The organism is Thalassovita mangrovi, assembly GCF_009857745.1.
Taxonomy (GTDB): Bacteria; Pseudomonadota; Alphaproteobacteria; order Rhodobacterales; family Rhodobacteraceae; genus Thalassobius; species Thalassobius mangrovi.
The window spans coordinates 35231-55201 of sequence record NZ_WWEN01000010.1 but is presented as its reverse complement, the minus strand read 5'-3'; the positions used below and the strand labels follow the sequence as shown (position 1 = coordinate 55201).

Annotated in this window: 20 protein-coding genes; 12 read left to right on the top strand and 8 right to left on the bottom strand. The window is 63.7% G+C overall.

Features of this window, described 5'->3' with window-relative positions; genetic code table 11:
* The first annotated feature begins 49 nt into the window (after nt 1-49).
* From GR167_RS18165 to GR167_RS18155, 3 genes are all read left to right on the top strand, one after another.
* On the top strand, nt 50-265 hold the full coding sequence (locus GR167_RS18165) for a putative signal transducing protein (RefSeq protein WP_160975156.1): 216 nt from the start codon (nt 50-52) through the stop codon (nt 263-265).
* Entirely contained in the window at nt 258-1010 is a 753-nt protein-coding gene (locus GR167_RS18160; protein WP_160975155.1) for a tRNA1(Val) (adenine(37)-N6)-methyltransferase, read from the top strand. Before GR167_RS18165 ends, GR167_RS18160 begins: the two co-directional genes overlap by 8 nt.
* A gap of 109 nt (nt 1011-1119) precedes the next feature.
* Nucleotides 1120-1293: a YdcH family protein gene (locus tag GR167_RS18155; RefSeq protein ID WP_160975154.1), complete on the top strand. Its 174-nt coding sequence runs from the start codon at nt 1120-1122 to the stop codon at nt 1291-1293.
* Here GR167_RS18155 and yddG read toward each other — a convergent pair whose 3' ends face one another.
* Both yddG and GR167_RS18145 read right to left on the bottom strand, forming a co-directional pair.
* Nucleotides 1294-2157 (bottom strand): aromatic amino acid exporter YddG, encoded by an 864-nt coding sequence (yddG, locus tag GR167_RS18150; RefSeq protein ID WP_160975153.1) that lies wholly within the window; start codon nt 2155-2157, stop codon nt 1294-1296.
* Nucleotides 2154-3101 carry a transcriptional regulator GcvA gene (locus tag GR167_RS18145; RefSeq protein WP_160975152.1) on the bottom strand — a complete coding sequence of 316 codons (948 nt, stop codon included), beginning with the start codon at nt 3099-3101 and terminating at the stop codon, nt 2154-2156. The genes yddG and GR167_RS18145 overlap by 4 nt, the downstream gene beginning before the upstream one ends.
* A 108-nt stretch (nt 3102-3209) precedes the next feature.
* Here GR167_RS18145 and GR167_RS18140 point away from each other — a divergent pair, with 108 nt between their 5' ends.
* Complete coding sequence (locus tag GR167_RS18140) at nt 3210-3362, top strand: hypothetical protein (protein ID WP_160975151.1); 153 nt, start codon at nt 3210-3212, stop codon at nt 3360-3362.
* Nucleotides 3363-3436: 74 nt separating this feature from the next.
* On the opposite strand, the gene phbB is transcribed toward GR167_RS18140, so the two are convergent.
* The 4 genes from phbB to GR167_RS18120 all read right to left on the bottom strand — a co-directional run bounded on the left by phbB (nt 3437) and on the right by GR167_RS18120 (nt 7157).
* Nucleotides 3437-4159, bottom strand: a complete 723-nt coding sequence (gene phbB / locus GR167_RS18135) for an acetoacetyl-CoA reductase (RefSeq protein WP_160975150.1) — start codon at nt 4157-4159, stop codon at nt 3437-3439.
* A 195-nt stretch (nt 4160-4354) separates the two neighbouring features.
* Nucleotides 4355-5530, bottom strand: coding sequence for an acetyl-CoA C-acetyltransferase (locus GR167_RS18130; RefSeq protein ID WP_160975149.1), 1176 nt, complete (start codon nt 5528-5530; stop codon nt 4355-4357).
* Between the two features lie 182 nt (nt 5531-5712).
* A complete protein-coding gene (locus GR167_RS18125) occupies nt 5713-6549 on the bottom strand; it encodes an EAL domain-containing protein (RefSeq protein ID WP_160975148.1) in 837 nt (278 codons plus the stop codon).
* A gap of 83 nt (nt 6550-6632) precedes the next feature.
* Nucleotides 6633-7157, bottom strand: coding sequence for a TlpA disulfide reductase family protein (locus tag GR167_RS18120; protein WP_235916046.1), 525 nt, complete (start codon nt 7155-7157; stop codon nt 6633-6635).
* Between the two features lie 60 nt (nt 7158-7217).
* Between GR167_RS18120 and argH the strand changes: the two genes are divergently transcribed.
* The 5 genes from argH to GR167_RS18095 all read left to right on the top strand — a co-directional run bounded on the left by argH (nt 7218) and on the right by GR167_RS18095 (nt 13110).
* Entirely contained in the window at nt 7218-8609 is a 1392-nt protein-coding gene (argH, locus tag GR167_RS18115) for an argininosuccinate lyase (protein WP_212770036.1), read from the top strand.
* Nucleotides 8606-8746 carry an argininosuccinate lyase gene (locus tag GR167_RS18110; RefSeq protein WP_160975146.1) on the top strand — a complete coding sequence of 47 codons (141 nt, stop codon included), beginning with the start codon at nt 8606-8608 and terminating at the stop codon, nt 8744-8746. Before argH ends, GR167_RS18110 begins: the two co-directional genes overlap by 4 nt.
* Nucleotides 8746-9060, top strand: coding sequence for a DUF2834 domain-containing protein (locus tag GR167_RS18105; protein WP_160975145.1), 315 nt, complete (start codon nt 8746-8748; stop codon nt 9058-9060). The genes GR167_RS18110 and GR167_RS18105 overlap by 1 nt, the downstream gene beginning before the upstream one ends.
* Nucleotides 9061-9255: 195 nt before the next feature.
* Entirely contained in the window at nt 9256-10521 is a 1266-nt protein-coding gene (gene lysA, locus GR167_RS18100; RefSeq protein ID WP_160975144.1) for a diaminopimelate decarboxylase, read from the top strand.
* A 33-nt stretch (nt 10522-10554) separates the two neighbouring features.
* The gene (locus GR167_RS18095; protein WP_160975143.1) at nt 10555-13110 is read left to right on the top strand and encodes a TIGR02302 family protein; all 2556 of its coding nucleotides are present in this window, start codon (nt 10555-10557) and stop codon (nt 13108-13110) included.
* A gap of 31 nt (nt 13111-13141) precedes the next feature.
* Here GR167_RS18095 and GR167_RS20325 read toward each other — a convergent pair whose 3' ends face one another.
* Both GR167_RS20325 and GR167_RS18085 read right to left on the bottom strand, forming a co-directional pair.
* Complete coding sequence (locus GR167_RS20325) at nt 13142-14509, bottom strand: sensor histidine kinase (RefSeq protein ID WP_160975142.1); 1368 nt, start codon at nt 14507-14509, stop codon at nt 13142-13144.
* Between the two features lie 196 nt (nt 14510-14705).
* On the bottom strand, nt 14706-16283 hold the full coding sequence (locus GR167_RS18085; RefSeq protein WP_160975141.1) for a 2-isopropylmalate synthase: 1578 nt from the start codon (nt 16281-16283) through the stop codon (nt 14706-14708).
* Between the two features lie 334 nt (nt 16284-16617).
* On the opposite strand from GR167_RS18085, the gene kynA reads away from it, so the two are divergent.
* The 3 genes from kynA (at nt 16618) to GR167_RS18070 (ending at nt 19952) form a co-directional block, all read left to right on the top strand.
* Nucleotides 16618-17457, top strand: coding sequence for a tryptophan 2,3-dioxygenase (kynA, locus tag GR167_RS18080; RefSeq protein ID WP_160975140.1), 840 nt, complete (start codon nt 16618-16620; stop codon nt 17455-17457).
* A 2-nt stretch (nt 17458-17459) separates the two neighbouring features.
* Nucleotides 17460-18653, top strand: coding sequence for a kynureninase (gene kynU, locus GR167_RS18075; protein WP_160975139.1), 1194 nt, complete (start codon nt 17460-17462; stop codon nt 18651-18653).
* Between the two features lie 159 nt (nt 18654-18812).
* Nucleotides 18813-19952 carry an ABC transporter substrate-binding protein gene (locus GR167_RS18070; protein ID WP_212770035.1) on the top strand — a complete coding sequence of 380 codons (1140 nt, stop codon included), beginning with the start codon at nt 18813-18815 and terminating at the stop codon, nt 19950-19952.
* Nucleotides 19953-19971: the final 19 nt, after the last annotated feature.

Sequence of the window (19971 nt, the reverse complement as noted above, 5' to 3'; positions counted from 1 at the left end):
CCCCGTACATGGCTCGACAAATCCGACACCATGCCCTTAATTCCCCATTATGAAACAACTGCTTCGAACGACCGACCCCACTGCGATCGCCTTTGCCAAAGCCTTGCTTCAGGGCGAGGGTATAGACTGGTTTGAAATGGACGTAAATATGAGCGTTCTTGAGGGCAGTATCGGCATTTTGCCGCGCCGGTTGATGGTGCGGGACGAAGATCACGCCCGCGCCGAACGGGTGTTGCAGGATAACGGAATCGTTCTGGATGGATGATCTGACCCATACCGATTTCCTTGGCGGGCGGGTACGCGCCTGGCAACCGGCGCGCGGCTATCGCGCCGGGGTGGATGCGGTAATGCTGGCGGCCGCCGTCGATGCCCAACAGGGGCAGGAGGTTCTGGAGCTGGGCTGCGGCGTCGGCGTGGCGTCGCTGTGCCTGCTGGCGCGGGTGCCGGGGCTGCGGGCGACGGGGCTGGAAATACAGGCCGATTACGCCGATCTGGCCCGGCGCAACGCGGCTGAGGCCGGGGCGAAATTCGAGGTGGTGACCGGCGATCTGGCAGCAATGCCCGCCGGGTTGCGCGACCGGCAATTCGATCACGTCTTCGCCAATCCGCCCTATTTCCTGCGCGACGCTTCGGTGTCGGCGCAGGACCCGGGGCGCGACATCGCCCTGGGCGGCGACACGCCGCTGGAGGCCTGGATCGAGGCGGCGGCGAAACGGGTCAAACCGCGCGGCTTCGTGACCTTCATACAGCGGGTCGAACGCCTGCCGGAACTGCTTTGCACGATGCAGGCGCGGCTGGGCAGCCTGCAGCTGATGCCGATCCTGCCGCGTCAGGGGCGCGAATCACAGCTGTTCTTGATCCGCGGACGCAAGGGCGGGCGGGCCGCTTTTCGCCTGCATGCCGGCATCCTTATGCATGAGGGCGAAACGCATCAGCAGGACGGCGAAAGCTATACTTCTGAAATCAATTCAGTGCTGAGAGAGGGGGCGGCCCTGCCTTTTCCCGGCTGAGCGCGCCGAAGGCTTAAGCATTTCTTTGCCGCATTCTGCATTGCGGCGTGACAGCGTGAAAAAGTTGTGATGCAGTTGTCATATTGTTTTCATAGAGAGGAGAATGCTTATGCCCTTGAGTTCACATATTGAGGAACTGAAGAAGAAACACCTTACCCTCTCGCAACAGGTTGAAGTGGCGCAGCGCGCGCCGGGAACGCCTGATGCGGAAATCTCCGAAATGAAAAAACAGAAGCTGCGGCTTAAAGAAGAAATCGAACGTCTGAGTTCGGAACTGGTCTGATCAGTTCGACAGGCTGGCGCGCGCGGCCAATGCCGCGCCGCCGGTGATAAGCAACGCCGCCAGCCCCAGCGACCAAGTTGGGGCGGCGATCCCGAAAAGGACCAGCGCCAGGGTCGACAGCAAAGGCGCCGCATAGGACGAAACGCCGAGCAACTGAATATCGCCGCGTTTCACCCCGATATCCCAGACATAGAAGGCCAGGCCGACCGGCCCCAGCCCAAGCGCCAGCGCCGATCCCCAGCCCGCTGCACCCTGCGGCCAGACGGTTTCTTCCAGCGCCAGATGCAGGCCTGCCGACAGGATGGCGGTGGCGATGCAGAACACCGCGACGGATTCGGTGGGCGCGTCGCCGATCCGGCGCGACAGCACCGAATAGCCCGACCAGGTCAGCGCGCAGCCAAGCGCCAGAAGGTAGCCCGGCAACGACGCGGCATCGAAGCCCGCGCCGCCACCGCCGATGATCAGCGCCGCGCCGAGAAACCCGATGATGCCGCCGATGAAATGCCCGGGCTTCAGCCTCTCACCCGGCAGCAGCCCGGAAAACAGCACGATCAGCAAGGGCCAGAGATAGGCGATCAGCCCCGCCTGCGCCGGGGGCGCCAGCCGCAGCGCGCTGAAATACAGCGCGTGATAGCCGAACAGCCCCAGCGTGCCGAAGACATAGACCCTGAGAGGCACAGATTTCAGCCGCTGCCAGCCGCCGCCCGCGATGGTCCAGATCAAACCCAGCGTGCCGCCGACGCTGAAACAGATCGCATTCAGCAGCAGCGGCGGGGTGGGGGCCGTGCCCACGGTGAACAGCGCCAGAAGCGCCCAAAGCAGTACGGCGATGAAGCCGATGGCGGTGGCGGATTGGCGAGTCATGCGGGCGGGATATCCTTGACCGGGACGATGGTGAAATCGTCCGAGATATACGCGGTTCTTTCGATCTCGGCAAAGAACCAGTCGCGGAAAGCGGCGATCTGCGGCCGGTTTTCCGTGCCGCGCTGACACAGGAAGCGAAATCGCGCGTCGGTTTCGATCGCCACCTTGAACGGGGCCACCAGCCGGCCTTCCATCAGGTCCTTGATGATCATCGGGCGGCGGCCCAGGGCCACACCGACCCCGGCGCAGGCGGCGTCGATGGCGTGATCGGCATTGGAAAAATGCGCCCCCCGTGTCGGGGTGAAATCCACCCCCACGGCGCGGAACCACGTGGGCCAGTCGCAGGGCGGGGCGAGGAAGTCGATCGAATCGTCATAGATCAGTGGCGCTTGCGTCAGGCTTTCCGGCGTCGGGTATTTCGCGGCCAGGGCGGGCGTCATCACCGGGGTCAGCCATTCCTTGCGCACCGGCACCGAATAGAGGTCGTCGTCCACGCCATAGCCGAAGCGGATCGCCACATCGACCTCGTCGCGTTTCAGATCGGCCACGCGCAGGTTGGCGGAAATGCGCAATTCGATTTCCGGGTGGGCGCGGGCGAAATCGTAGAGCCGCGGCGCCAGCCATTTCGCTGTCATCGCCGGGCCTGCCGTCACCGTCAGGGTCGTGTTGTCCTGCAAACGCTGGGTGGCACGCCAGGCGGCGGTCAGTTTCTGGAACCCGTCCGAGGCGCCCGGCGCCAGCGTCTTGCCCGCCTCGGTCAGTTCCACCGCCCGGTTCAGCCGGATGAAAAGCGGCGCGCCCAGGTGTTCTTCCAGCGATTTGATCTGGAACGACAGCGCGGCGGGGGTGACGTTCAATTCCTCCGCCGCCTTGGCAAATGACATGTGCCGCGCGGCGGCCTCGAAGGCGCGCAGGGCGGTCAAAGGGGGCAGGCGTTCGGACATGCGAGTTAAATACAACTTAACTGAAGCTGTGAAAAGTCTCGTTTGTCGGCTTTCCTGTAAAGGCGCATAGTGAGGACAGTTCAGAAACGCTTTATTCAAGGTGTCATTATGATCGAAGCCGCACAAAACGCCCGCATCGCCCAAGCCTTCGAAACCGCCCATGCCGAGCGCGCAAATGCGCTCCGCGCGGTCTTTGCCTGGCTGTTCACCCGCCATTCCGTTCCGCTGGCCCATCGGGGCCTTACGGAACCGTGCCGCTGACCCCGATCCGGTCTTACGACACGCAAAAGGGCCGGTCGCTGGACCGGCCCTTGGTTTGTTCGGGATAGGTGTTCTTAGACGAAGAACTGGCCGCCATTGGCGGTGATGGTCGACCCGTTGATGAAGGTCGCATCATCCGAGGCCAGGAACACGACGCAGCGCGCGATTTCTTCCGGTTCGCCCAGGCGGCCGGTGGGGATCTGCGCGATGATCGATTCACGCACCTTTTCTGGCACCGCCATCACCATTTCGGTGGCGATGTAGCCGGGGCAGATTGCGTTGGCGGTGATGCCTTTGGCCGCGCCTTCCTGCGCCAGCGATTTCACGATGCCCAGATCGCCCGCCTTGGTGGCGGCATAGTTGACCTGGCCGAACTGGCCCTTCTGGCCGTTGATCGAGCTGATCACGATGACCCGGCCGAAGCCGCGTTCGCGCATGCCCGGCCAGACCGGGTGCACGGTGTTGAACACGCCGGTCAGGTTGGTGTTGACCACTTCGCTCCACTGTTCCGGGGTCATCCGGTGGAACGGCGCGTCGCGGGTGATGCCGGCATTGGCGACGACCACGTCGATCGGGCCCAGATCGGCTTCGACCTGGGCGATCCCGGCCTTCGATTCCTCGTAATCGGCCACGTTCCACTTGTAGGTCTTGATCCCGGTTTCCGCGGTGAAATTCGCGGCAGCCTCATCGTTGCCGGCATAGGTCGCTGCGACCTCATAACCCTCGGCCTTCAGCGCCTTTGAAATTGCTGCGCCGATGCCGCGCGATCCGCCGGTGACGAGTGCGATTCGTGCCATGGTATCCTCCAGTTTGGCAAAACGTGTCGGTAACACTGTTACTTTGCTGTCCATAATTGCGCAACATTATTGCGCGATGAAATCGGGCCTTTCAGGCGTTTTTTTCGCAGTTGCGGCATTTTGCCTAAGACTTGCCCAAAAAAAGGGGCGCCGTTGGGCGCCCCTTGATATGTCGTTTCGTCCTGCATCCGACCCTTATGGCCGTTCCAGGCACATGGCCACGCCCATGCCGCCGCCGATACACAGCGTGGCGAGGCCCTTCTTCGCCTCGCGCCGCTTCAGTTCGAACAGCAGCGTGTTCAGGATACGGCAGCCCGACGCGCCGATCGGGTGGCCGATGGCGATGGCGCCGCCGTTCACGTTGACGATCGACGGGTCCCAACCCATGTCCTTGTTCACCGCGCAGGCCTGTGCGGCGAAGGCTTCGTTGGCTTCCACCAGGTCCAGGTCGCTGACGGCCCAGCCGGCCTTTTCCAGCGCCTTGCGCGACGCGGCGATCGGGCCGACGCCCATGATCGACGGGTCGACCCCGGCGGTGGCGTAGGACGCGATCCGCGCCAGCGGTTCCAGGCCGCGCTTTTCGGCTTCTTCCGCGCTCATCAGCAGCACGCCGGCGGCGCCGTCGTTGATGCCCGATGCGTTGGCGGCGGTGACGGTGCCGTCCTTGGTGAAGGCGGGGCGCAGTTTCTGCATCGCCTCGATGGTGGCGCCGTGGCGGATATATTCATCTTTGTCGACGACGATCTCGCCCTTGCGGGTCTTGACGATGAAGGGGATCACCTCGTCGTCGAACTTGCCCGCGTTCTGGGCCGCTTCGGCCTTGTTCTGCGACGCGACGGCGAATTCATCCTGCATTTCGCGGCTGATCTGCCATTGCTGCGCGACGTTTTCTGCCGTCTGGCCCATGTGGTAGCCGTTGAAGGCGTCCCACAGACCGTCGCGGATCATCGAATCGATGTATTTCACATCGCCCATTTTCACGCCCGCGCGCAGATGCGCGACGTGGGTGCTCAGCGACATGCTTTCCTGGCCGCCCGCGGCGACGATCCCGGCATCGCCCAGCTGGATGTGCTGCGCGCCCAGTGCGACGGCACGCAGGCCCGAGCCGCACACCTGGTTGATGCCCCAGGCCGCGCTTTCGATCGGCAGACCGGCATTGATATGGGCTTGGCGTGCCGGGTTCTGGCCCTGGCCCGCGGTCAGAACCTGACCCAGAATGGTTTCGGACACTTCGGATTTGTCGATACCGGCGCGTTCGACGAGCGCTTCCAGAACCGCGGAACCCAGATCGTGGGCCGGGGTATTTGCGAAAGAGCCGCTGAAAGATCCAACAGCCGTACGGGCCGCCGAAACGATTACAACATTGGTCATATTATCCTCCACCAATTTCCGGGTCGAGGAGCAGCAGCGGCCCTGCGGTCGTCGCGGGCCCGAGACTCCCCGCCTTGCCTGCCGTCATAGATTATTCGCCGCGCTGCGGCAACCACGCAGAACTACGACGTTGGGGCGATCGCCGGAAATTGAGGGGGATACTGCGCCGCAGCACGTTTTCGTCATCCCGCGCGGCGTTGATCGCCTTTCCAGCTCATCTTCAGGCTCGGCGCACCGAACAGGTATCCCTGCAGGCAGCCGATCCCGTGCCGGGCGCACCATTCCGCCTCTTCCCGGGCCTCGATGCCGGTTGCGACGGTCAGCATGCCGAAATGATCGCCGATCATGTTCAGCGCCGAAATCAGCACCTGGTTGTCGGGTTCGAGGTGGATCCGGCGGCAGAAGGCGCCGCTGATTTTCAGGATGTCGAAGCGGAAATCCCGGAAGAAGCGCAGCGAGGTCGCGCCGGAGCCGAAATCGTCCAGCGCGAAGGCGATGTTCCTGTTGCGGATATGGTCCATGAACGGGATGACCAGTTCGGGCACCTGCATCACCGAGGCTTCGCTGATTTCCAGGATCAGCCGCTCGCCGATGCTTGGATCGCGGGCCAGCCCGCGTTCCAGGCTGTCCATCCAGCGCGGATAGCCGGCCGAGCGCAGCGACATGTTGACCGACAGCCGGATATCGGGGGCTTCGGCCAGAACCTCCAACCCCTGTTCCAGCGCGACGCAATCGATCAGTCGGCCGATTTCGGTGTCTTCCACGTGATCGATGAAATCCCGCGCCGGGATGACCCGTTCGGTTTCGTCGAAAATCCGCATCAACCCTTCGTAGAAGGCGACCCGGTCGGGCCTTGCCGCTTCGACCACCGGCTGGAAGGCCAGCGCCGCCTCATTGTGGCGCAGCGCGTCCTCGACCATTTTCAGCACGTTCTTGTCGCGCTGCTGCGTGGCATAGGCCAGCGGGCTGTCCTGCCCGTCCGGGATGTCCGCGAATTTTCCGAATTTCCGACCCGTCATGTCACCCTCTCCGATTGGCGAGGGTCAGGGTGCGGCAGATTGGCTAACCGATTGTTAAGCTTAAAATTTGATCCAGTTTTGATCTAGTTTGCGGCCCCGATCAGCGCCTCGATCAGGACATGGGCGTCTTCGCCGTTCCAATCCGCGTCACCTATCAAGCGGCCGATTTCGCGCCCTTCGCGGTCCATCAGCACCGAAAGCGGCAATCCGATCACCCCCATGGCGCGGGCCAGTTGTTGCTTGGGGTCGCGGTGCAGCGGCAGGTTTTCCACCCCGGCCTCGGCGAAGAACTTCTTCATCGCCGGCACCGGGTTGCGCCCGGCGGCGATGGTGACGACCTCGAAGTCTTCGCCGCCATAGGTGCCTTGCAGCGCATCCAGCATGGGCATTTCGGCGCGGCAGGGCGCGCACCAGGTGGCCCAGAAATTCACCAGCACGTATTTGCCGCGATAATCGGCCAGCGTCGCCGTGCCGCCATCTTCGGTCTGGAAGGCGACCTGGGGTTTTTCTTTCGGGGCGCTGTGCAGGATCAGCTTCTTCATGTCGCCCTGGCGCAGATCGCGCAAGGTGTCGGCCTCGTTGGCCTGCGATACATTTGCACCAAGCATCAAGGCCGTATAAAGGACCAGAGAGACGAATTTCCGCATATTACCTCCCAAGGGGCAGACATGAGTGACACTTCCTCGAACCAGATGTGGGGCGGCCGCTTTGCCGCCGGTCCTGACGCGATCATGGAGGCGATCAACGCCTCGATCGGCTATGACCAGCGCATGGCCGCGCAGGATATCGCGGGTTCAAGGGCCCATGCCGCCATGCTGGCCGCGACGGGCATCATTACTGATAACGACGCCGAGGTCATTCGGGAAGGTCTGCTCACGGTGTTGTCAGAGATCGACAGCGGCACGTTCGAATTTTCCACCGCGCTGGAAGACATCCACATGAATGTCGAGGCGCGGCTGAAGCAATTGGTCGGCGAACCGGCCGGCCGACTGCACACCGCGCGGTCGCGCAACGACCAGGTGGCGACCGATTTCAAACTCTGGGTTCGCGACCAGATCGACGCCGCCGTTGAGGGCATCGAGGCGCTGATCAAGGCGCTGATCGGCCAGGCCGAGGCCGGGTATGACTGGGTGATGCCCGGCTTCACCCATCTGCAGACCGCGCAGCCGGTGACCTGGGGCCATCACATGATGGCCTATGTGGAAATGTTCGGCCGCGATCTGTCGCGTTTCCGCGACGCCCGCAAGCGGATGAACGAATGCCCGCTGGGATCGGCGGCGCTGGCCGGGACGTCCTTCCCGATCGACCGGCACATGACCGCCGCCGCGCTTGGCTTCGATCGGCCGACCGCCAATTCGCTCGACGGGGTGGCAGATCGCGATTTCGCGCTGGAATTCCTGTCCTGCGCCTCGCTGACCGCGATGCACCTGTCGCGCTTTGCCGAGGAGCTGGTGATCTGGTCCTCGGCCCAGTTCCGCTTCGTGACCATGTCGGACAAGTGGTCGACCGGGTCATCGATCATGCCGCAGAAACGCAACCCCGACGCGGCGGAGCTGCTGCGCGCCAAGATCGGCCGCATCTTCGGCGCCAACGTGGCGCTGATGACGGTGATGAAGGGGCTGCCGCTGGCCTATTCCAAGGACATGCAGGAAGACAAGGAACAGGTGTTCGACGCCGCCGACAACCTGATGCTGGCGCTGGCCGCGATGACCGGGATGGTCGGCGACATGACCGGCAACAAAGAGGCGCTGGCCGCCGCCGCCGGATCGGGTTTCTCCACCGCCACCGACCTGGCCGACTGGCTGGTGCGCGAATTGAACATGCCGTTCCGCGACGCCCACCACGTCACCGGGTCGCTGGTGGCGCTGGCCGAATCCAAGGGCTGCGACCTGCCGGACCTGACGCTGGAGGATATGAAATCGGTGCATGAGGCGATCACCGATGCGGTCTTCGGCGTGCTCGGCGTGGACAATTCGGTCGCTTCGCGCATGTCCTATGGCGGCACCGCACCGGCGCAGGTGCTGGTGCAGATCGAACGCTGGAAGAAGGTGCTGGAATGAAACGGGCCCTGATCCTGATCGCGCTGCTGGGCCTTGCCGCCTGCGGCGCCGACGGCGAACCCACCGCGCCGGCACCGAAAGCCCCGAAAACCGGGGTCACGGTGTCGGGCGAGGCGACGATCGGCATCAGTTTCTGATGTCGGTGCTGCGCCTGGCATATCTGGGTCTGGCGATCTGGGGCGCGGCGCATCCGATGTTTCACCTGCTGCCCTGGCTGGCGGGCAACGGGTTCAGCCCGGCCGCGCTGATCGCGGCCTGGCAGGCCAATGGCGCGGTGGCGGGGCTGTTCTGGGATCTGAGCATTTCCGCCCTCGCCCTGACCCTGTGGATCTTGGCCGAGGTGTCCGTGCGCCGCAATTGGTCGGCGCTTTGGGCGATCCCGGCGACGTTCCTGATCGGGGTCAGCTGCGGGTTGCCGCTTTACCTGTTCCTGCGCACCCGCCCGATCTGAGGCGCCGATTGGGGGCCAGCCCCCAAACCCCCGGAGTATTTTAACCAAGAAGAAGCGGATGGGTGTGCCTGTTTTGTCTTGGTGCGAATAAGTCCGTTCGGCAGGCGAGACGGGCAGGGGCGCGCTGTTTTGATGAATTGAATTGCCGAGCGGCTGTGGCTATGACGCAGGCAACGCAATGAAGGGGCGAAGAAGATGGATCATTTCCTCTATCACAACGGGGCGCTTTACGCCGAGGATGTGCCGGTGGCCGAAATCGCGGCCCAGGTCGGTACGCCCTTCTATTGCTATTCCACCGCCACGTTGCTGCGCCATTACCGGCTGTTCGACGAGGCGCTGGCGGGGATGAACCACGTGGTCTGCTACGCGATGAAGGCCGCCAGCAACCAGGCGATCCTGAAGACCCTGGCCGAGGCCGGGGCGGGCATGGACGTGGTATCGGGCGGCGAATATGCCCGCGCCATCGCCGCCGGTGTACCGGGCGACCGCATCGTGTTTTCCGGCGTCGGCAAGACGCGCGACGAAATGCGTGCGGCGCTTGAGGGCGGTATCCGCCAGTTCAACCTGGAATCCGAGCCCGAGATGGAGGTCCTGAACGAGGTCGCTTTGTCGCTGGGCGTGCAGGCGCCGGTCACCGTGCGGGTGAACCCGGACGTGGACGCCAAGACCCATGCCAAGATCGCCACCGGCAAGAGCGAGAACAAGTTCGGCATCCCGATCGCCCGGGCGCGCGAGGTCTATGCCCGCGCCGCCCAGTTGCCGGGGCTGCGGGTCGTCGGCATCGACGTGCATATCGGAAGCCAGCTGACCGATCTGGAACCGTTCCGCCTGGCCTATCGCAAGGTGGCCGAACTGACCCGGGCGCTGCGCGAGGACGGGCACGACATTCACCGGCTCGACCTGGGCGGCGGTCTGGGCATTCCCTATACCCGCTCGAACGAGGCGCCGCCGCTGCCGATCGAATACGGCGCGATGATCCGCGAGGAACTGGGCGATCTGGGCTGCGAGATCGAGATCGAACCGGGCCGGCTGATCGCCGGCAATGCCGGGATCATGGTCAGCAAGGTGGTCTATGTGAAATCGGGCGAAGGGCGCGATTTCCTGATCCTCGACGGGGCGATGAACGATCTGGTGCGCCCGGCCATGTACGAGGCGCATCACGACATCATCCCGATCATCGAACCCGAAGCGGCGGCGGAACAGCGCCCCTATGACATCGTGGGCCCGGTCTGCGAAACCGGCGATACTTTCGCCAAGCAGCGGATGATGCCGCCGGTTGCGGCGGGCGATCTGGTCGCCTTCCGCTCGGCCGGGGCTTACGGTGCGGTGATGTCGAGCGAATACAACACCCGGCCGCTGATCCCCGAAGTTCTGGTGAAGGGCGATCAATTTGCGGTTATCCGCTCACGTCCGACCTTTGACGAGATCATAAATCGCGATACCATTCCCTCGTGGCTGTAGCGCGATCCCCGCGCCCAGCCCCCGGGAATAGGTATGGCTGAGCCGAGAGACGCGTTCGATACCAAGGTGCGCTGGCCGCTGCGCCTGACATGGGCCGGCTTGATCGCCGAGCGCGTGACGGTGGCCTTTTGGCCGTTCTGGAGCGTGGCGATGGCCTGCCTCGCCCTGCTGATGATGGGGCTGCACCGGACATTGGCGGTGGAACTGGTCTGGTCGGCGGTGGTCGTGGCGATCGTGTCGTTGGCTCTGACCTTCTGGTTCGGCATCTGGAAATTCCGCTGGCCGCGCCGGGCCGAGGCGGTGGCGCGGCTGGACGCCACCATGGTGGGCCGCCCGTTGCAGACGCTGGCCGACGCGCAGGCGATCGGCGCGGGCGATGCGGCCTCCGAGGCGTTGTGGCGCGAACACCGCAAACGCATGGCGGCGCGGCTGAGCGGCGCGCGCGCTGTGCGCCCCGATCTGAAACTGTCGCGCCGCGATCCCTTCGCACTGCGCTACGTGGCGCTGCTGGGCGTCGCGGTGGGGCTGATGTTCGGATCGCTGGGCCGGATCGGCGATGTCGGCGACCTGGGCGGGGGCGGTCAGGCGCTGGCCGCGGGACCGTCCTGGGAGGGCTGGATCGAACCGCCCGCCTATACCGGGCTGCCGGTTTTATACCTGCCCGATCAGGCCGAAGGCGATCTGTCCATCCCCGAAGGCAGCGGCATCATCCTGCGCTTTTACGGCGAGGTCGGGAAGCTGACCTTGGCCGAAACCGTGTCGGGGCGTATCGGGGAAGTGCCGCCCGCCTCGGACCCCGAACAGCAATTCGCCGTCGCACAGGGCGGCAAGATCGAAATCAACGGCCCCGGCGGCCGCGCCTGGGACGTGGCGATCCTGCCCGATGCGGCCCCCGCCGTGACCGTCGCCGGACCGCCCGAGACCACCTATGAAGGGCAGATGAGCCTGCCCTTCGAGGCGACCGACGATTACGGTGTCGTCGCGGGGCGGGCGGTGATCGCGCTGGACCTGGATGCGGTGGACCGCCGCTATGGATTGGCGATGGACCCGGAACAGCGGCCCGAAATCATCCGCGACCTGCCGCTGCCCATCGCGGGCAGCCGGGCGGAATTCGCCGAATCCCTGATCGACGATTTTTCCCAGCATCCTTGGGCGCATCTGCCGGTGGTGGTGACGCTGGAGGTCAACGACGAGGCCGGACAGACCGGCATGGCCGAACCGGCGCGCATGGCGCTGCCGGCGCGGCGGTTCTTCGACCCGCTGGCGGCTGCGGTGGTCGAGCAGCGCCGCGATCTGCTGTGGAACCGGCAGAACGCGGGCCGGGTGGCGCAGGTGCTGCGCGCGGTGTCGTGGAAACCCGAGGAAAACCTGTTCCGCTCCGAGGCCGATTACCTGCAGTTCCGGGTCATCCTGCGGCGGCTGGAAACCTATGCCGAGGCCGGGATCACCGCCGACCAGCGTGACGAGATCGCCCAAGCGCTGTGGGACCTGGCATTGGCGCTGGAAGAGGGCGATATCGACGATGCGCGCGAGCGGATGGCGCGGGCGCAGGAACGGCTGAGCGAAGCGATGAAGCGCGGCGCCAGCGAAAGCGAGATCGCCGAGCTGATGCAGGAACTGCGCGACGCGACGCAGGATTACCTGCGGCAATTGTCGCGCCAGGCGCAGAAGGAGCAGGATCAAAACGACGAATTCGACAGCGCCGATGCCCAGAACATGATGCAGATGGACATGAACGATCTGCAGCGGATGATGGACCGGATCCAGGAGCTGATGGAACAGGGCCGCATGGCCGAGGCGCAGCAGGCGCTGGAAGAGTTGCAGCAGCTGATGGAAAACATGCGGGTAACCCAGGGCGGCGAAGGCCAGGGATCGCCGGGGCAGCAGGCGATGGACAACCTTGCCGAAACTCTGCGCGATCAGCAGGGGCTGTCGGATCAGGCGTTCCGCGACCTGCAGGAACAATTCAACCCCGGCGCCAATCAGGGCCAAAGCCAGGGCAACCAGGGCCGCAACGGCGGCGAGGGCCAGGGCCAAAGCCACGAAGGGCAGGGCGGTCAGGGTGACGGGGCCGGTGAAACCGGACAGTCCGGCGACCGCAGCCTTGCCGAGCGCCAGCGCGATCTGCGCGACGAACTGAACCGCCAACGCGGCAACCTGCCGGGTGAGGGCACCGAGGGCGGCCAGGCCGCGCGCGAGGCGCTGGAACAGGCCGACCGCGCCATGCGCGGCGCCGAGGATGCGCTGCGGCAGGACGATCTGGCCGGGGCCATCGACAAGCAGGCCGAGGCGATGGATGCGCTGCGCGAGGGCATCCGCAACCTTGGCGAAGCCATGGCCGAGGCGCAGCGCGAACAGCAGGGCGGCCAGGGCCAGGCGATGGGCAATGCCGGATCGCAGCAACGCGACCCACTGGGCCGCAAACCGGGATCGCGCGGCGCCCTGGGCGGCGATGACAGCCTGCTGCAGGGCGAAGACGTCTATCGCCGGGCGCGCGAATTGCTGGATGAAATCCGCCGCCGGTCTGGCGAAGGCGACCGGTCGCAGGACGAACTGGATTACCTCAAGCGGCTGCTGGAGCGGTTCTGATCGCGCTGGCTGCTGGCCGCGCCCCGGTTCCTCAGTTGGGTTGCACCGGTTCCGCCAGAACGGCAACGGGGCCGATCAGCGTATCCTTGGCGATCCGCTTCTTGTTCTTTTTGGTGACGACCCGCGGCAGTTCCACCCAGACATGGGTGCCGCCGCTGCTGATCGGGGCGATGCCGATGTCGCCGCCCATCGCTTCGACATAGGTCTTGGCGATGGTCAAACCGACCCCGCCGCCCGATTGCGTGCCCAGCGTCTGTTGCAGCCGCTCGAAGGGCTGGAACACCTGTTCGCGCATCTCGATCGGGATGCCGGGCCCGTTATCCTTTACCGAAATGCGGATGGTGCCATCGACTCCCTGGGCGACGATGAATTTTACCGTCCCGCGTTGGGGCAGGTATTTGGCCGCGTTGTCGATCAGCTGGGCCAGAACCTTGGACAGCAGCTTGGGATCGGCCAGCACCGGGTCGGCGCACATCTGCCGGGTTTCCACCTTGATGTCCTTCGACCGGATCAACGTCTCGAACCGGGCCAGTTCGGCCCGGATCAAATCCATCGGGTCTTCGGCGCTCAGCGAAACGTCGATCGGCGAACTGATCAGCTTGGTATAGGTCAGGCTTTTTTCGGTCATCGTCAGGATGTTCTGCCCGGCCCGGTCGATGTAATCGGCCAGCCTGCGGATATCCGGGGTCGCCTCCGGATGGGCGCGCAGCAGGTCGGCGCTGCCGATGATGGCGTTCAGCGGCGTGCGGATTTCATGGTTCATCGACGACAGGAAGGCCGTCTTGGCCCGGCCGGCCTTTTCTTCCGCGGCGAGCGATTTGCGCAAGGCGCTGGAATATCTAAAGGCGACATGGTCGAAATAGGCGAATTCCGCCGCGACGAGGAAGAACACGACGGTGGAATGCCAGTATCCGAAGGCGCGGGAGGTTTCTTCGTCGATTTCGACATATTTCAGATCACCGTAATTGGTGAAAATCAGAATATTCCACAGCACCAGCGGCACGGCCGACAGAGCCCCGACGAGCAGCCGGTTTTCGCGCCAGGAAAAGACGATGAAGGGCAGGCCGACGAAGGTCAGCAGCACTAGCGAAATGTTGCTGGAGGGATGTTCGAAATAGCTGTCGACGAACAACAGAAGATCGGCCGTCAACAGCATTTGCACGCGCCCCAGCATGTGCCACCGGCGGCGATGCATGAGCGCCGTTACCCCGAAGCTGGCCAGAGCGATGACGGAAAGGAGCGTCGGCGTCGGTACGCGCAGCAGGATATTGGCAATGAGGGAATAGACCGCGAGAGTGGCAAGGATCAGCAGGACGACATAGGATGTCCTGATCTGCCGCTCGAACTGGGTCGGCTTGGGGAAGAATGCTTCGTATCTATGTCTGAAACGCCGGATCACAGCTTTTCCATCTCTCACAACAAACGACATGGTTCAGCCCCGGGAAGCGATGCCCGGTCCGGTTCAGAAGCCAAATTTGTGTAACGTGGTCACTCTTACATCGAAACGGCGGGCAGAGGCGCAAACCTCTACCAATGAGTCAAATAAAATGCCCCGGAGAACTCCGGGGCATTCTTTCGGATATAGTTTGACGGGATCAGTGCACGTCTTTGTAGTTAATTTCCTTGCGATCCTCGCCCGGTGCAACTTTTTCGCGACGCACGATCAGCCGGTTAATCGCGTGGATATAGGCTTTTACGCTGGCCACGACCGTATCCGTATCGGCCGATTGACCGGTGGCGATTCGGCCGTCTTCCTCGATCCGGACCGAAACCGTCGCCTGCGCGTCGGTGCCTTCGGTGACCGCGTGCACCTGGTAAAGCTGCAGCTTGGCCTTGTGCGGATACAGCATCTTCACCGCGTTGAAGGCCGCGTCTACGGGTCCGTCGCCGGTGGCGTCGATGGTTTTCTCTTCGCCGTTGACGGTCATGGTCAGATCGGCTTCTTGCGGGCCCTCGGTGCCGCAGACCACCCGCAGCCGCTTCAGCTGCAGGGTATCGGCCTCGCCCTGGCCGACCTCGTCCTGCACCAGCGCGATCAGGTCGTCGTCGAAGACTTCCTTCTTGCGGTCGGCCAGTTCCTTGAACCGCACGAAGATGTCGTTGAGCTGATTGTCGGCCATGTCATAGCCCAGCTCATGCATCTTCGAGCGCAGCGCGGCGCGGCCCGAATGCTTGCCCAGCGGCAGCGAGGTGCCGGCGATGCCGACGTCTTCGGGGCGCATGATTTCGAACGTGTCGGCGTTCTTCAGCATGCCGTCCTGGTGGATGCCGCTTTCATGGGCGAAGGCGTTCTTGCCGACAATCGCCTTGTTGAACTGCACCGGGAAGCCCGACACGGTCGCGACCCGGCGCGACAGGTGCATGATCTTGCGGGTGTCGATATGGGTCTGGTAGGGCATGATGTCGTTACGAACCCGCAGCGCCATCACCACCTCTTCCAGCGCGGTGTTGCCGGCGCGTTCGCCCAGCCCGTTGATGGTGCATTCGATCTGCCGCGCGCCCGCTTCGACGGCGGCCAGCGCGTTGGCGGTCGCCATGCCAAGGTCGTTGTGGCAATGGGTGGCGAAGATCACCTCGTCGGCGCCGGGCACCCGTTCCAGCAGCATCTGGATGATATCGGAGCTTTCGCGCGGGATGGTATAGCCCACGGTGTCGGGGACATTGATCGTGGTGGCGCCCGCCTTGATCGCGATCTCGACCACCCGGCACAGGTAATCGTGTTCGGTACGCAGCGCGTCCATCGGCGACCATTGCACGTTGTCGCACAGGTTGCGGGCATGGGTGACGGTGTCGTGGATCTTCTCGGCCATTTCATCCATCGACAGGTTCGGGATCGCCCGGTGCTGCGGCGAGGTGCCAATGAAGGTGTGGATGCGCGGTTTGGCGGAATGCTTCACCGCTTCCCAGCAGCGGTCGATATCCTTGAAATTGGCGCGGGCCAACCCGCAGATCACCGAATTCTTCGACCGTTCGGCGATTTCCTTGACCGCCTGGAAATCGCCCTCGGACGCGATCGGGAAACCGGCCTCGATGATGTCGACGCCCATGTCGTCCAGCAGTTCGGCAATCTCGAGCTTTTCGGCGTGGGTCATGGTCGCGCCCGGGCTTTGTTCGCCGTCGCGCAGGGTGGTGTCAAAGATCAGAACGTGATCTTGCTTGGTAATATCGGTCATGTCGGGTCTCATTATCTAAAACTTGCTGAAGCTCGTGGCGCGAGAAGGCACATCCTCTGAGCGGTCGCGCCGGATCGGCACGCTCAGAGGCGGCTTAGCAGTAGCAGGGCAGCAAGCGACAGCGCGCCGTCGGTGCGGCGTTGTGCGGTCGAGATATGGCCCTTGATCGTCATGGGGCCGATTTATACCCGCTGCGTTGCGAAAGAAAACCCTCAATCGGTAGAATTTGGTATTGCGCCGGATTTGTCCGCCGTCGCGCGCATGAGCGGGCTAGGTTTCCGCAAACCGCTTTGTTACAGAACCCCAAGCAACATGCCGAACGAGGGAGGGGCAGATGAGCGATCAAGCCTACGATCCGGGCGCCGAGGGCGCGAAAATGACCTTTCGGGACGCGATGTCCTATGGCGATTACCTGCATCTCGACGCGCTGCTGGCGCAGCAGCACCCGCAAAGCGACGCGCATGACGAAATGCTGTTCGTCATCCAGCACCAGACCAGCGAATTGTGGATGAAGCTGGCGATCCACGAACTGGCCGCGGCGCGCAAGGCGATGAATGCGGGCGACATGGCGCAGATGTTCAAGATGCTGGCGCGGGTCAGCCGGATTTTCGAACAGTTGAACAGCGCCTGGGACGTGCTGCGCACCATGACCCCCGCCGATTACACCACCTTCCGCGAAGCGTTGGGGCCGTCTTCGGGGTTCCAGTCCTACCAGTATCGGATGATCGAATACGTGCTGGGCAACCGCAATCCCAACATGCTGAAGCCGCATGAGCACATGCCCGAGGTGCACAAGATGCTGTCGGATGAGCTGGAAAAGCCCAGCTTCTACGACGACGTGATCCGGCTTCTGTTCACCACCATCGACGGGCCCGACGCGCGACTGCCGGACCCGCAGCTGCGGACCCCGCACAAGGCGGTGCCCGAGGTGCAGGCGAAGTGGAAACAGGTCTACGAGGACGTGGGCACATACTGGACCCTCTACGAGCTGGGCGAAAAGCTGGTCGACCTTGAGGATTATTTCCGCCGCTGGCGGTTCAACCACGTCACCACGGTCGAACGGGTGATCGGATTCAAACGCGGCACCGGGGGAACCTCAGGTGTGGATTATCTGAAGAAGATGCTCAGCACCGAATTGTTCCCGGAGCTGTGGCAAGTACGAGGAGAGCTGTGATCATGGCTGTGAAACTGCCGCGCAAGGACATGTTCGATCTGCCCGAGGGGGTGATCTATCTCGATGGCAACTCGCTGGGCCCGCTGCCCAGCGGCGCCACCGAACGCACTGCCGAAGTGATCCGCGACGAATGGGGGGGGCAACTGATCAAGGCGTGGAACACCGCCGACTGGATGGCGCTGCCCAAGAAGGTGGGCGACCGCATCGCCGGGCTGATCGGCGCGCCGGAAGGATCGGTGGCGACCGGCGATACCCTGTCGATCAAGGTCTATCAGGCGCTGGCCGCGGCGTTGAAGATGAACCCCGAGCGCCGGGTGATCCTGTCGGATAACGGCAATTTTCCTTCCGATCTTTACATGGCGCAGGGGCTGATCGGCACCATCGACAAGGGCTATGAACTGCGCACCCCCGCGCCCGAAGACGTGGCCGAGGCGATCACCGAGGACGTCGCGGTGGTGATGCTGACCCAGGTCGATTACCGCTCGGGCCGGATGCATGACATGGTCGAAATCACCCGCAAGGCCCATGCCGTGGGCGCGGTGATGATCTGGGACCTGGCCCATAGCGCGGGGGCGGTGCCGCTGGACCTGACCGGATCGAACGCAGAATTCGCGGTCGGCTGCAGCTACAAATACCTCAACGGCGGTCCCGGCGCGCCGGCCTTCATCTATGTCCGCCCCGACCTGGCGACCACGGTGCAGCCGGCGCTGGCCGGCTGGCTGGGGCACGAAGCGCCCTTTGCGATGGACCCGGAATACCGCCCGGCGATGTCGACCGAACGGATGCGCGTCGGCACCCCGCCCATCGTGCAGCTGTCGCTGCTCGATCACGCGCTGAACGTCTGGGACGGGGTGGATATGACCGATCTGCGCGCGGCTTCCGTCGCGCTGTCGGAATGCTTCATCAAGGAAGTCGAGGCGCGTTGCCCGCAGCTCACACTGGCCTCGCCGCGCGACGCGAAGGAACGTGGCTCGCAGGTGTCGTTTGCGTTTGAACACGGCTACGCCGCGATGCAGGCCTGCATCGACCGGGGCGTGATCGGCGATTTCCGCGCGCCCAATATCATGCGTTTCGGTTTCACCCCGCTTTACCTTGATGAAGCGGACGTGATCCGCGCCGCCGAAATCATCGAAGAGGTGATCGGTAAGGAGCTGTGGCGCGATCCGAAGTATCAAACCGTGTCGAAAGTGACCTGATCCCGCGTCCAAGCTTCGCAGGTGCAAAGAAAATCGCCCGTGCCCCTAGGCAACGGGCGGTTCCTTCGCTTTAGTGCTTTCCATACGTCCCGGCAAAACGCCGGGGACGGACAATAAGCCCGGCAGGGCGCGAAAAACACGAAGAACGAAGGGGGTCACATGAAACTGAAATCTTTTATCCTGGGTGCATCGCTGGCGGCACTGGCGGCGGGCAGCGGCTGGGCCGAGGGCGTCAAGGTCGGCATGATCACCACGCTTTCGGGCGGCGGTGCCGGGCTTGGCATCGACGCGCGCGACGGCTTCATGCTGGCGGTCGGGCAATCGGGCCGCGATGACATCGAAGTGGTGATCGAGGACGATCAGCGCAAACCCGATGTCGCGGTGCAACTGGCCGACAAGATGATCCAGTCCGACAAGGTCGATGTGCTGACCGGCATCATCTGGTCGAACCTCGCCATGGCGGTGGTGCCGGGTGCCGTGGCGCAGGGCAAGTTCTACCTGTCGGTCAATGCCGCGCCGTCGGCGCTAGCGGGCAAGGGCTGCAACCCGAACTATTTCTCGGTCGCCTATCAGAATGACAACCTGCACGAAGCGGCGGGGGCCTATCTGACCAGTGCGGGCTACAAGAAACCCTTCATTCTCGCCCCCAACTACCCGGCGGGAAAGGACAGCCTGACCGGCGTCAAGCGGTTCTATACCGGCGAACTGGCGGGCGAGGTTTATACCAAGCTGGGCCAGACCGATTACGCCGCCGAGATCGCGCAGATCCGGGCGAGCGGCGCCGACAGCGTGTTCTTCTTCCTGCCCGGCGGCATGGGGATTTCCTTCATGAAGCAATATGCCGATAGCGGCGTCGACCTGCCGGTCGTCGGCCCCGCCTTCAGCTTCGACCAGGGCATCCTGCAGGCGGTTGGCGAAGCCGCGATGGGCGTCAAGAACACCTCGCAATGGAGCAAGGACATCGACAACGCCGCCAACAAGGCCTTCGTCGAAAGCTTCCTGGCCGAATATGGCCGTCTGCCGTCGCTCTATGCCGCGCAGGGGTTCGATACCGCGAACCTGATGATCTCGGCCATGGAAAAGGCGGATATCTCGGACGCCGATGCATTCCGCGCCGCGCTGAAAGCGGCCGATTTCGCATCTGTGCGAGGTGATTTCACCTTCGCGTCGAACAACCATCCGATCCAGGACATCTATGTCCGTGAGGTGATCAAGGAAGGCGACGTCTACACCAACAAGATCGTCGGTGTGGCGCTGGAAGACCGCTCCAACGCTTACGTGGACGAGTGCAAGATGTAAGACCCAGGCACCGGGCGGC